This window comes from Shewanella salipaludis (assembly GCF_012911865.1).
GTDB lineage: Bacteria > Pseudomonadota > Gammaproteobacteria > Enterobacterales > Shewanellaceae > Shewanella > Shewanella salipaludis.
Map to the genome: position 1 here is coordinate 39,572 of NZ_JAAXYH010000016.1, position 13,264 is coordinate 52,835.

Annotated in this window: 12 protein-coding genes; 7 read left to right on the forward strand and 5 right to left on the reverse strand. The window is 52.7% G+C overall.

Annotated features, from left to right (window positions below):
- Positions 1–88: 88 nt before the first annotated feature.
- The 4 genes from gyrB to dnaA form a co-directional block, all read right to left on the reverse strand.
- Entirely contained in the window at positions 89–2,506 is a 2,418-nt protein-coding gene (gene gyrB, locus HC757_RS16650) for a DNA topoisomerase (ATP-hydrolyzing) subunit B (RefSeq protein ID WP_169565519.1), read from the reverse strand.
- A gap of 16 nt (positions 2,507–2,522) precedes the next feature.
- Positions 2,523–3,605 (reverse strand): DNA replication/repair protein RecF, encoded by a 1,083-nt coding sequence (recF, locus tag HC757_RS16655; protein WP_169565520.1) that lies wholly within the window; start codon positions 3,603–3,605, stop codon positions 2,523–2,525.
- A gap of 65 nt (positions 3,606–3,670) precedes the next feature.
- Complete coding sequence (gene dnaN, locus HC757_RS16660; RefSeq protein WP_169565521.1) at positions 3,671–4,771, reverse strand: DNA polymerase III subunit beta; 1,101 nt, start codon at positions 4,769–4,771, stop codon at positions 3,671–3,673.
- 32 nt (positions 4,772–4,803) lie between these two features.
- A complete protein-coding gene (dnaA, locus tag HC757_RS16665; RefSeq protein WP_169565522.1) occupies positions 4,804–6,189 on the reverse strand; it encodes a chromosomal replication initiator protein DnaA in 1,386 nt (461 codons plus the stop codon).
- Positions 6,190–6,635: 446 nt separating this feature from the next.
- On the opposite strand from dnaA, the gene rpmH reads away from it, so the two are divergent.
- The 6 genes from rpmH (at position 6,636) to HC757_RS16695 (ending at position 10,917) form a co-directional block, all read left to right on the forward strand.
- Positions 6,636–6,773 (forward strand): 50S ribosomal protein L34, encoded by a 138-nt coding sequence (rpmH, locus tag HC757_RS16670; protein WP_006083827.1) that lies wholly within the window; start codon positions 6,636–6,638, stop codon positions 6,771–6,773.
- A 12-nt stretch (positions 6,774–6,785) separates the two neighbouring features.
- Positions 6,786–7,142, forward strand: coding sequence for a ribonuclease P protein component (gene rnpA, locus HC757_RS16675; protein WP_169565523.1), 357 nt, complete (start codon positions 6,786–6,788; stop codon positions 7,140–7,142).
- A complete protein-coding gene (gene yidD / locus HC757_RS16680; RefSeq protein ID WP_169565524.1) occupies positions 7,109–7,363 on the forward strand; it encodes a membrane protein insertion efficiency factor YidD in 255 nt (84 codons plus the stop codon). The genes rnpA and yidD overlap by 34 nt, the downstream gene beginning before the upstream one ends.
- A gap of 3 nt (positions 7,364–7,366) precedes the next feature.
- Positions 7,367–8,995, forward strand: a complete 1,629-nt coding sequence (yidC, locus tag HC757_RS16685) for a membrane protein insertase YidC (protein ID WP_169565525.1) — start codon at positions 7,367–7,369, stop codon at positions 8,993–8,995.
- 93 nt (positions 8,996–9,088) lie between these two features.
- Positions 9,089–10,468, forward strand: a complete 1,380-nt coding sequence (mnmE, locus tag HC757_RS16690; protein ID WP_169565526.1) for a tRNA uridine-5-carboxymethylaminomethyl(34) synthesis GTPase MnmE — start codon at positions 9,089–9,091, stop codon at positions 10,466–10,468.
- Between the two features lie 260 nt (positions 10,469–10,728).
- Positions 10,729–10,917 carry a CopG family transcriptional regulator gene (locus tag HC757_RS16695; protein WP_169565527.1) on the forward strand — a complete coding sequence of 63 codons (189 nt, stop codon included), beginning with the start codon at positions 10,729–10,731 and terminating at the stop codon, positions 10,915–10,917.
- 4 nt (positions 10,918–10,921) lie between these two features.
- On the opposite strand, the gene HC757_RS16700 is transcribed toward HC757_RS16695, so the two are convergent.
- Positions 10,922–12,667: a SulP family inorganic anion transporter gene (locus HC757_RS16700; protein WP_169565528.1), complete on the reverse strand. Its 1,746-nt coding sequence runs from the start codon at positions 12,665–12,667 to the stop codon at positions 10,922–10,924.
- A 145-nt stretch (positions 12,668–12,812) separates the two neighbouring features.
- Between HC757_RS16700 and HC757_RS16705 the strand changes: the two genes are divergently transcribed.
- Positions 12,813–13,154 (forward strand): zinc ribbon domain-containing protein YjdM, encoded by a 342-nt coding sequence (locus HC757_RS16705; protein WP_169565529.1) that lies wholly within the window; start codon positions 12,813–12,815, stop codon positions 13,152–13,154.
- The last annotated feature ends 110 nt before the right edge of the window (positions 13,155–13,264 follow it).

Sequence of the window (13,264 nt, forward strand, 5' to 3'; positions counted from 1 at the left end):
CCCTGGCTCATTACCCTGACTGGCGGACCGGCATAAAAAATGGGCGCCCGCTGGGCGCCCATTGTCATCTCTCGCCAATCAGACCCGACTAGACGTCCAGGTTGGCCACGTTCAAGGCGTTGGCTTCGATGAAGTCACGGCGCGGCTCGACCTGATCGCCCATCAAACAGGTAAACAACTGATCGGCACCGACGGCATCGTCGATTGTCACCTGCAACATGCGACGCTGCTCTGGATCCATGGTGGTTTCCCACAGCTGCTCGGGGTTCATCTCGCCCAGCCCTTTATAACGCTGGATATAGAGACCGCGCTTGGCTTCGGAGATGGTCCAATCCAGCGCTTCCAGGAAGCTGCCGACTTCTTTGACCCGCTCACCGCGCTGCACATAGCCACCCTCTTCTATCATGCCATCCAGTGCCGCCCCCAGCCTAGCCAGGCGTTGATAATCGCTCGACTGGAAGAAGTCATAGCTGAACAGATAGTTGGTATCTATACCGTGTTTACGGATAGTCACCTTAGGCAGATACACCTTGCGCTCGGGATCCAATATCGGCTCGGCGGTATAGAGCACGCCGCTGCTTTCCAACTCCACCAGATCGGCAATGAAGGCATCACACCAGGCTTTCATCTTGGCTTCATCGGCCAACATCTCGTTGTCCACCATAGGGTGATACAACATGCGGTTGGTGATATGGGTCGGGTATCTTTGTTCCAGGCGGGAAATGATGGCTTCCACTTCGCGGTACTGGGTCACCAGACGTTCCAGCGGCTCGCCGGACATGCCGGGGGCACCCTGGGTGGGGTAAATGCTGGTGCCATCCAATGCCTGAGTCGTCAGGTACTGAGTCAGTGCCGGCTCGTCTTTCAGGTACTGCTCCTGCTTGCCCTTCTTCACCTTGAACAGCGGTGGCTGGGCGATATACACATAGCCGCGCTCGATAAGCTCGGGCATCTGACGGAAGAAGAAGGTCAACAGCAAGGTACGAATGTGCGAGCCGTCGACGTCGGCATCCGTCATTATGATGATGTTATGGTAACGAGTCTTGTCCGGGTTGTATTCGTCACGACCTATGCCACAGCCCAGGGCGGTGATCAGGGTGGCCACTTCCTGGGAAGACAGCATCTTGTCGAAACGGGCCTTCTCTACGTTGAGGATCTTGCCCTTGAGCGGCAGAATCGCCTGATTCTTGCGGTTACGTCCCTGCTTGGCGCTGCCGCCAGCAGAGTCCCCTTCCACTATGTAGATTTCGGAGAGACCCGGATCTTTCTCTTGGCAATCCGCCAGCTTACCCGGCAGTCCACCCAAGTCCAAGGCGCCTTTACGACGTGTCATCTCACGGGCCTTACGGGCCGCTTCACGGGCACGGGCCGCATCGACTATCTTACCCACGATCAGCTTGGCATCGGCCGGATTTTCCAGCAGATAGTCGTTCAGCTGTTCACCCATGGTCTGCTCGACCGCGGTCTTCACCTCGCTGGAGACCAGCTTATCCTTGGTCTGGGAACTGAATTTGGGATCCGGCACCTTGACCGAGATAACGGCGGTCAAACCTTCGCGGGCATCATCGCCCGTGGCGCTGGTCTTGCCCTTCTTGTTAAAGCCTTCACGTTCCATGTAAGTGTTCAGGTTACGGGTCAAGGCACTGCGGAAGCCCGCCAAGTGGGTCCCGCCGTCACGCTGAGGAATGTTGTTGGTAAAACAGAAGATGCTTTCCTGGTAACCGTCGTTCCACTGCATGGCGACTTCGACTGTGATGCCGTCGTCACGTTCCTGCATGAAATGGAACACGTCTTTATTCACGGGCGTCTTGTTGCGGTTCAGGTAATCGACGAAGGCACTGATGCCGCCTTCGTATTTGAAGAATTCGTCTCTGTTGTCGCGCTCGTCGACCAGGCGAATGCCTACGCCCGAGTTGAGGAAAGACAGTTCACGCACCCGCTTGGCCAGGATATCGAAATGGAATTCGAGATCGGTAAAGGTCTCTCCACTGGGCCAGAAACGAATTTCCGTGCCCGTCTTGACCGCATCGCCAATCTCTTTGATCGGTGAGTCAGGCACACCCATGGTATAAAACTGCTCGTATACCTTACCGGCACGGCGAATGGTCATTTGCAGTTTCTGCGACAGGGCGTTTACCACAGACACGCCCACGCCGTGCAGACCACCTGAGACCTTATAGGAATTGTCGTCGAACTTACCACCTGCGTGCAGTACCGTCATGATGACTTCTGCGGCGGAAACCCCTTCTTCCTCATGGATTTCGACAGGAATACCCCGGCCGTCATCTTTGACCGAGACTGAGCCGTCCACATGGATAGTGATGGTGATATCGCTGCAGTGACCCGCCAGGGCTTCATCGATGGAGTTATCGACTACTTCGAATACCATATGATGCAGACCCGTACCATCGTCGGTGTCGCCAATATACATCCCAGGTCTCTTACGTACCGCATCAAGGCCCTTCAGTACCTTGATACTCGAAGAATCGTAACTATTCTCTGACATATTATTCTCTCAATGGTTATTCAATTACCGTCACACAACCCTGCGCCACCTGAAAAATCCTGCTGGGCGGCTTGTCTAACGAATCGACTATTGCAGCTGGCTCGATGGCGGTCACAAACACTTGTGCACCTGTATCGGCTAATTGCTTTAGCAATAGTTGCCTATGCTGTGCATCCAACTCGGATGGAAGATCATCCACCAGATAAATACTGTGCTTATCTATTTGTTGTTTTAGCAACTTTCCCTGTGCAATACGCAGTGCACAGACTAATAATTTCAACTGGCCACGGGACAGTGCATCCTGCACCGGCAAATTGCCGACCCTGAGCCGCAAGTCAGCTTTATGGGGACCGCTGACGGTATGACCCGTTGCCAGATCTCTGGGATATTGATTTTCGAGCAAGAGTGCGAAATCGATTTTGCTGTCCCAGCCGCGGGTGAAAGAAACCTTCACATCCACCTGCGGTAAAAACTCCTCGATTATACCCTTAAGTAGCTCATTTAACGAGTCTACATATAGGTTTCGTATTTCCGTTACCCGCTCGGCATAACGGACAAATTCCCTATCCCAATATTGAATGTTAGTGTAGGAAGCGCCATCTCTAAGCAACTGATTACGTTGCTTAAGTATACGCCTCACATTGACCCAGGCACCGTAGAACTCGGGATCGGCATGAAAGGCGCCCCAGTCGATAAACTGCCTGCGGGATTTGGGACCTTCGAACAACAGGGAAAAACTCTCCGGGGTGATCACCTGTATCGGCAAGGTTTCCGCCAGAGTCGACAGGCGTTTGACCTTGTCGCCGTCGATTTTCACTTCGGTTTCCCCGCTGCGAAAACGTCGCAGGCCTATCTTGCTCTCACCCCTGGGCAGCGTCAGGGTGGCGAACAGGGTCAGCTTATCATCCTCGTTGTTGATCACCCGCTGCGACAGGTGACTGCGAAACGAGCGGCCCATGCCGAGAAAATAGATGGCCTCCAGTATGCTGGTCTTGCCACTGCCATTCTGGCCATAGATCAAATTCAGCCCAGTGCCGGTAAGCAATTGGGCCGAAGTGATATTGCGAAAAGCTTGGATATTGAGGCGAGTCAGACTCATGCATTACTCATGTGGGAACAGGCTGTGGGTGAAGCCTAGGCATCACCCACAGCCCGGGAGCCGAATTACAACCGCATCGGCATCACCACGTACATGGAATCTTCTTCGACGTGGTTTTCGATGAGGGCACTGGAGTTACCGTCGATCAGCGTGATACGCACATCGTCGCTACGCAGGCTGTTGAGCACATCCAGCAGGTAGCTGACGTTGAAACCTATTTCCAGCGGAGCAGCACCGTACTCCACATCTATTATCTCTTCGGCCTCTTCCTGCTCCGGGTTGTTGGCGGTGATCTTCAACAGGTTATTTTCCAGCTGAATGCGCACGCCGCGAAACTTTTCGTTCGACAGGATAGAGGCGCGGGTCAACGCCTGCTTGAGCTGATGACGGCTGGCGATCACTATCTTGTCGCCGCCCTTGGGCAGCACCCGGCGATAATCTGGGAAGCGGCCATCCACCAGCTTACTGGTGAAGACGGCATTGGCCGTGGTGGCTCGAATAGCATTCTCACCTATGGCTATACCTATGTCCTGATCTTCGGCCTCCAGCAGGCGCGCCATCTCCATCACGCCCTTGCGCGGGACTATCACTTGCTTCTCTGGCAGGTTGGCATCTATGACCCTATGGCTCATGGCCAATCTGTGGCCATCTGTGGCTATGGCCCTGAGCACATTGGCTTCGGTCTCGAACAACAGGCCGTTGAGATAATAACGTACGTCCTGGTTGGCCATGGAGAACTGAGTCGAGTCTATGATCGACTTGAGTGTGCCTTGCTTGAGGCTGAATTCGATATCTGCCTGGAAGGCCTCGACATTGGGATACTCTTCCGCCGGCAGGGTCGCCAGCGAGAAACGACTGCGGCCCGAGCGCAACAACCATTTGTTGTCCTGCTGCTCCACCTTGAGTTCACTCTGTTCCGGCAGTGACTTGACGATATCCAATAATTTCTTCGCCGGCACTGTGGTACGGCCTTCCTGCACATCGCCATGCACCGTCGCCTGGCCGACCAGCTCGACCTCCAAGTCTGTGCCGGTCAACTTGAGTGAGTTATTACTCACTTCTACGAGAAGGTTTGCCAGAATAGGCAAATTATGGCGTCTTTCCACCGCACCGCAGACCAACTGCAGCGGTTTTAATAGGGCGTCCCTATCAATTGAAAATTTCATAGTGTGCTGGTTCCCTGACTATACCAAACGTATTAAGAAGATAAGGTTCTAATTAAATTAGCATAATCTTCTTTAATGTCATGACTTTCCTCACGTAGCTGGGCAATTTTTCGGCAAGCATGCAGCACTGTGGTGTGGTCACGACCACCAAAGGCATCGCCTATCTCAGGCAGGCTCTGGTTGGTTAATTCCTTCGACAGGGCCATAGCCACCTGTCTGGGTCTGGCGACGCTGCGCGAGCGGCGCTTGGACAGCATATCGGCCATCTTGATCTTGTAATACTCGGCGACGGTTTTCTGAATGTTGTCTATGGTGACCAGCTTTTCCTGCAACGCCAACAGATCTCTCAAGGCTTCACGGACGAAATCTATGGTGATGGGACGACCCGTGAAGTTAGCGTTGGCTATCACCCTATTCAATGCCCCCTCCAGCTCACGCACGTTGGAGCGCAAGCGTTTGGCGATGAAGAAGGCCACCTCATCCGGCAAACTGATGCCACTCTCCAGCGCCTTGCGCATCAATATTGCTACCCGAGTTTCCAATTCCGGCGGCTCGATCGCCACCGTCAGGCCCCAGCCGAAGCGGGACTTCAATCTGTCTTCGACCCCATCTATTTCTTTCGGGTACCTGTCCGAGGTCAAGATGATCTGATGGTTGCCTTCGAGCAAGGCGTTGAAGGTATGGAAGAACTCTTCCTGGGATCTGTCTTTGTTGGCGAAGAATTGAATGTCATCGATAAACAGGGCATCGACGCTGCGGTAATAACGCTTGAACTCTTCGATCGCATTGTTCTGCAATGCCTTCACCATGTCCTGCACGAAACGCTCCGAGTGCATGTACACGACTTTGGCATTGGGATTGTTCTTGATGATGCCATTGCCCACGGCATGCAACAGGTGGGTCTTACCCAGACCCGTTCCGCCATATAAAAACAGTGGGTTATAGGCACCACCCGGGTTTTCGGCCACCTGCAGCGCCGCCGCCTTGCCCAGCTGGTTCGATTTACCTTCAACGAAGTTATCGAACTGATAGGTAGGGTTGATATTGCTGCGATGATTGGGGTTATTGATCGGCTCGGCGACGGTATTGAAGGAGGTACCGACACTGGCCTTGGAGGTCATTGGACTGGGGTTGCGGCTGGCCGCAGGCGCCGGAGCAGGCCGGCTGGCCGAGGGACGACTGCCAATATCGAAACGCAGCTTGGGCGCATCGCTGCCCATCTGCTCAGTAAAAAACTGATTGATGATATTGATGTACTTGTCTCTTACCCAATCGAGCACGAAGCGGTTTGGCGCATACAGCACCAGGGTATCACCATCCATTTCGGCTTGTAACGGTCTGATCCACATGCTGAACTGCTGAGCCGAAAGCTCATCTTGCAGTCGTCCGATACATTGTTGCCAAAGTGAAACCGCCACTTAATTATCCCCAAAAAGATCATTCCAAAGGAGGAGTATTCTATAGCGAGAACTCAATGATCGCTATCCTTAAAATAGATTTATCCCCAGCGAGATCATTTGATGTGGATATCCCGGATCCACAGGGATCCATTTAGATCCTTTTATCCTGTATTAAGCGCAAATCCCGCTTTATTAAGCGATCCGGATTGATCTATAATGGCGGCCTTACGATCCCAAGCAAGATCCGCTGAACTACTAGATGTAGTGTCGATACACAGAGTTATCCACATCTTCTGGTGTCTATGGCAGTGTGGTTCGGTAAGACCAAAGGCAGAAAAGAATCACTGACCGGCTTTCGTTGTTGACGGCATCCATTAAAGTGATTACAATTCGGCCTCTTTTTTGCCCTTACCTCTAATTTCAGAGATAAGGAATGTTCACTAACACAAAGACGGATTGCCATCATGAGTAAACGTACTTTTCAACCTAGCAACCTGAAGCGCAAGCGTTCTCACGGCTTCCGCGCTCGTATGGCCACTGTAGGCGGCCGTAAGGTGCTTGCACGTCGTCGTGCGAAAGGTCGCGCTCGTTTATCTGCTTAAGTAGATAACCAGGTGACTAGCTATACCTTTACGCGGGAGTTACGTTTGTTAACTCCCGCGCAATTTAAATCTGTATTCTCCAATCCAGTCAAAGCATCTTCTGCTGAAATTACCCTGCTTGCCATACCTAACACGGAAAATCATCCGCGTCTGGGGCTTACTGTTGCCAAACGTTACGTAAAACGTGCCAATCAACGCAACCGTATCAAGCGTGTCATCAGAGACAGTTTCCGTTTACATCAACACGATATACCCGCGCTCGATATTGTGGTGCTGGTCAGAAATGGCGTATTGGAAATGGAAAATGCTGAACTCAAAAAACTGATAGAAAAGCTATGGCGCAAACTCAGTCGCCGCTACAATGGCTAGCTACCACGTTAATTCGTGGCTATCAAATCTTCATCAGTCCCTTATTGGGGCCCCGCTGCCGCTTCAATCCCAGCTGCTCCCACTACGCCATAGATGCAATTAAAGTGCATGGAACGGCGAAAGGTTGTTGGTTTGCATTGAAACGCATATTAAAATGTCACCCTTTACATCCCGGCGGTAGTGATCCCGTCCCCCCTAAAAACGACAGGTGTAATAAATAGGCTATGGAATCTCAACGCAATATATTGCTCATAGGACTACTGGTTGTCAGCTTCTTGCTGTGGCAACAGTGGCAGGCAGACAAAGCTCCTCAACCATTGGCAGCCCAATCGACACAGGTTGCTTCGCCCACATCCAATACCCTTAATACAGATGTGCCAGAAGCCGATGCAGGTGTGCCCGCAGTGGTGAGTGCTTCGACAGACCTGATCACTGTGAAGACAGATCAGCTGGATGTGAAAATCAATCCTGTTGGCGGTGACATAGTCTATGCGGCGCTGGTTGCGCATAAGATGGAACTCGACAACGACCAACCTTTCGTGTTGCTCGAACAAACCAAAGACTTCACCTATATCGCCCAGAGTGGTTTGATTGGCCGTGACGGTATCGACAGCAGTGCCAAGGGCCGCGCCCATTTCAGTGCCCAAAACACCGAATACCAGCTGGCAGCAGATCAAGACAGCCTGGAGGTACCACTGACCTATGTGGCGGCCAATGGCGTGACTTATACCAAGGTGTTTGTCTTCCACCGCGGCAAGTTCAACGTAGATGTTGGCTATAAGATCAACAACACCACAGACAGCCAACTACAAGTGCAGATGTACGGTCAGATTAAACAGACCATCAAGCCAAGCGAAAGCAGCATGATGATGCCGACATATCGTGGCGGCGCCTTCTCGACGGCGGATGTCCGCTACGAGAAGTATAATTTTGATGACATGGCAGACAAGAATCTCAGCCAGCCTACCTTGGGTGGTTGGGCCGCCATGTTGCAGCACTACTTCGTTTCCGCCTGGATACCTCAAGCCAATGACAAGAACACCATTTTCTCCAGCGTCAGCGCCGGTGGCCTGGCCAACATAGGTTTTCGTGGCTCGGTGTACGACATAGCCCCCGGCAGCACTCAGGAAATCGGCTCCCAGTTTTATGTCGGTCCCAAGGATCAGAAAAAATTGTCGGCTATATCAGAATCACTGAACCTGGTGGTCGATTATGGTTTTCTCTGGTGGCTGGCAGTACCTATCTACAAGTTGCTCATGTTCTTCCAGTCTTTGGTCTCCAACTGGGGTGTGGCAATCATACTCATCACCCTGACGGTGCGTGGCATGCTGTTCCCGCTGACCAAGGCGCAATACACTTCCATGGCCAAGATGCGCAATCTGCAGCCCAAGCTCGCCGATCTGAAAGAAAGATTCGGTGATGACAAGCAGAAGATGGGTCAGGCGATGATGGAGCTGTACAAGAAGGAGAAGGTTAACCCCATGGGTGGCTGTCTGCCCATGCTGCTGCAGATGCCTATCTTCATCGCGCTCTACTGGGTATTGCTGGAAAGCTTCGAGCTGCGTCACGCCCCCTTCATCTTGTGGATCCACGACTTGTCGGTGCAGGACCCTTACTACATATTGCCGCTGTTGATGGGCGTATCCATGTTCGTCATGCAGAAGATGCAGCCTATGGCACCAACCATGGATCCCATGCAGGCCAAGATGATGCAGTGGATGCCGGTACTCTTTACCGTGTTCTTCCTCTGGTTCCCTGCAGGCCTGGTCTTGTACTGGCTCATGGGTAACCTGGTAGCCATCACCCAGCAGAAGATTATTTATGCAGGTCTGGCCAAAAAAGGCTTAAAATAAGCCTGGCTCGGCACTTTGCTAAGACATAATGAACAAAGGCGGCTACTAAGCCGCCTTTTCCTTTATTAGATAGACAGTTTGGCAGGAAATCCAGTGACAACAGAAACAAGATTTACGACCGACACCATAGTCGCCCAAGCCACGGCGCCGGGACGAGGCGGCGTCGGCATCATACGCATCTCGGGCGACAGAGCCAGCGAAGTGGCCATGGCCGTGCTGGGGCACCTGCCAAAGACCCGCTACGCCGACTATTGCGACTTCAAGGACGGGGATGACCAGGTGATAGATCAAGGCATAGCCCTGTTCTTCAAGGGCCCCAACTCTTTCACCGGCGAGGATGTACTCGAGCTGCAGGGCCATGGCGGCCAGGTGGTGCTCGACATGTTGATCAAGCGGGTGTTGCAGGTAGGCGGTGTGCGCATAGCCAAGCCGGGGGAATTCAGCGAGCAGGCCTTCATGAACGACAAACTGGATTTGACCCAGGCCGAAGCCATAGCAGATCTCATAGATGCCACCAGCGAACAGGCCGCCAAGAGCGCCCTGCACTCACTCCAGGGCGAGTTCTCCAACGAAGTCCACCAGCTGGTGGAGCAAGTCACCAACCTGCGCCTGTACGTCGAGGCGGCCATAGACTTTCCCGATGAAGAAGTCGATTTCCTCTCCGACGGCAAGATAGCAAGTGCCTTGTACAAGATCATCGCCAAGCTGACCCAAGTGCAGGCCAGTGCCAAACAAGGTGCCATCATTCGCGAAGGCATGAAGGTCGTCATCGCCGGTCGTCCCAACGCTGGCAAGTCCAGCCTGCTCAACGCCCTGGCTGGCAAGGAATCGGCGATTGTCACCGAAATAGCAGGCACCACCCGCGACGTGCTGCGGGAACACATACACCTGGATGGCATGCCGCTGCACATAATAGACACGGCCGGGCTGCGCGACACGGCCGATACCGTAGAGCAGATAGGCATAGAACGCGCCTGGGCCGAAATAAACAGCGCGGATCGCGTGCTCTTCATGGTCGATGGCACCACCACAAATGCCGTCGATCCCCATGACATCTGGCCGGACTTCATAGATCGCCTGCCATCCAAGCTCGGGGTGACTGTAGTGCGCAACAAAGCGGATCTCACAGGAGAAACCTTGGATATCACGGAAGAACAAGGCCATAGCGTCTACCGCATCTCGGCCAAGACGGGACTCGGAGTCGAAGCACTCAAACAGCACTTGAAGAGTCTGATGGGCTATCAGAGCAACCTTGAGGGGGGCTTCATCGCCCGCAGACGCCACCTGGAGGCCCTGGATCTCGCCGCCAGTCACCTGCTGCTGGGCAAGGAGCAACTGGAAGTCTACCTCGCAGGGGAGCTGCTGGCAGAAGAACTGCGCATGTGTCAGCTGGCCTTGTCTGAGATCACAGGTCAGTTCACCTCGGACGACTTGCTGGGCAAGATCTTCAGTTCCTTCTGTATCGGGAAGTAATTGGCAAAAAACCTCTGCAGAGCATGAATAACATGGCCCAGTGACTCATTCGGGTGAGCACTGGACCATTTTTCAGGGCAGTCCCAGTTGGGATCCATGGGGTTACTTGTCAGGTTTTACAGCATTTTCTGAATGATGTCCCCCAACCCAAAAGGCCTCTGGATAAGCGAGGCCTTTGTCCGTCGAGCGGAAGAAGATGTTTATTCATCTGCCGGATATGATTATAATTTGATTATCATGGCGACAGAGAGAAGATAACAGTGGAAAGCAAGACTGCCCGTTTTACCGTGTTGATGGATCCCCGTAAAAAGCAGGCTTTCGAAAGGCTATGTGCTTCCCAAGACTTAACACCGTCACAGGTCGTCAGGCAATTGATCCGGGAATACCTTGAGCAACACAATGTCAGCTATAGCGAAGAATCTGTTAACAATCCCCAGGTGAAGCGCTAGCCCATCATTTCCCTTGGGGATTTTGCCCGTCAGAGGCTGTATCCGCAGAGGCTCGAATGGGATCACTTATCGCCATCTGCTGCGCAGGCACCGCCTCACTCACTTCTCTCACGCCGGCTTGCGCTGCAACCAATGCCGCATCGAACACCTTGAAATTGTGCTCATGACCAATCAATTCCAGGATGCCGGCTCTTCTCAGTTTTACCGTAACCCGTTCATTCGCACCGGATAGCATGATTGTTACCCCACGCCTTTGCAGATCCCGAATCACTTCCTCCAAGGTCTGCAACCCTGTGACATCTATGAAGGGCACCCACTTCAAGCGAATAATCAGAATATGCGGATCGGCATGGGTACCGGCCAGCGCTCGCTCGAAATTCTCAACCGCGCCAAAGAAGAATGGCCCCTCCACAGTGAAAACCAACACCCCAGGCGGCAAACGTATCAGCCCCTTATGGGCAAATTCTTGTGTCAGTTCTTGCTCTGTCGCTTGCCTCACTTCGACACTGGTCGCCATGCGTCGCAGAAAGTGAAAGCTAGCCAAAATAACGCCTATATTGACCGCTACCACAAGATCGGCAAAAACAGTCAATCCGAACGTAATCAACAAGATAACTACATCAGCTCTGGGAGCGCGCCGCACCATTTTAGCGAAGTGTTTCACCTCGCTCATATTCCAGGCCACGACAAACAGAATGGCGGCCAATGCGGCGAGAGGTATATGCACGGCCAAAGGAGCCAGCAGCAATAAAATCACCAACAGCGTGATCGAATGCACTATGCCGGCCAGCGGACTGGTGCCACCGTTACGGATATTGGTGGCGGTGCGGGCAATGGCCCCGGTTGCAGCGAAGCCGCCAAACAAGGGGGCGACAATATTCGCCAACCCCTGGCCGATCAACTCCTGATTGGAATCATGACGTGTGCCCGCCATACCATCGGCGACGACCGCTGATAACAATGACTCTATGGCCCCCAACATGGCTATGGTAAATGCCGGCCCTATCAGTTCGATTATGTGCTCCAGACTCACAGAAGGAAGTGTCAATTCAGGCAAGCCCTGAGGTATACCACCGAAGGCAGTCCCTATGGTCCTGACCCCATCGAAATGAAAAATAACTTGGAGCAGTGTGACCAGGATAAGCGCGACAAGCGGACCTGGAACCCGCTTGAGACCAGGCACTCTGGGGCCATAGACCACCAATCCCAACGAGAATAACGCCAACACACTTGTCATGGGATGGAGTTGGGGAAGGACCTGCAGAAGATGGAACAATTTGATGTGAAAGTGTTCCCCCTGGATCTCCGGCAAACCGAAAAAATACTGCCATTGGCCAACCCAGATGATCACCCCTATTCCAGCGGTAAAGCCCACTATCACAGGATCGGGAATAAATTTGATGACGGCGCCCATCTTGGCCAGGCCCAGCAATAACAGCATGATCCCGGCCATGAAAGTGGCGATCTGTAGCCCTTCGATACCATACTGCGCCGTGATCCCGGACAATACCACGATAAAGGCTCCGGTTGGTCCGGCGATCTGCAGTCGGCTGCCACCAAACACTGAGACAAAAAGACCCGCGACTATCGCCGTATACAGACCTTGCTCCGGCTTGGCACCCGATGCTATGGCGAAAGCCATGGCCAATGGCAAGGCGACAACCCCAACAATCACACCCGAGACTATGTTGCCCATCCAGTGTTGTCGTCTGAGTAAGCCGGCCTTGTAGGCTTCTTTAAGCGCTATCATTATTAGTCCCAAAGGGTGAAAATGGCGTGATAATAGAATTGTAATGGCCTTATAATAGTAAGGCAATGTAGGCGCAGATGAATGTCATTTTCAAGACATTGTTATGACCTACTTTATATGTATTTTTAAATAGAGATGAGCAACTATGAACAATACCCTTCCTCCTTGCCCTCAATGCGAATCGGCTTACACCTATGAAGATGGCAACCTGTTAGTCTGTCCTGAGTGCGGACATGAATGGACCCCAGGCGCCGAGCCGGAAGACACGGACGCATTTATCGTTAAAGATGCAAACGGCAATATCCTGCAAGACGGCGACTCAGTTACACTGATTAAAGACTTGAAAGTTAAAGGTTCTTCTACCGTTGCTAAAGTTGGTACTAAAGTGAAAATCAACCGTCTCGTCGATGGTGATCACAATATCGACTGCAAAATAGAGGGTATTGGTGCGATGATGCTGAAGTCGGAATTTGTTAAAAAAGCATAAACACCCCGACTCAAGAGCAAGTACCCGCTCCACAAAGCACAGCTACAGCGCTTGAGCCGCGAACAGACTCCGTATTCACCTGGGGTCTGTTCGGCCAAGTGCTGCTCCCA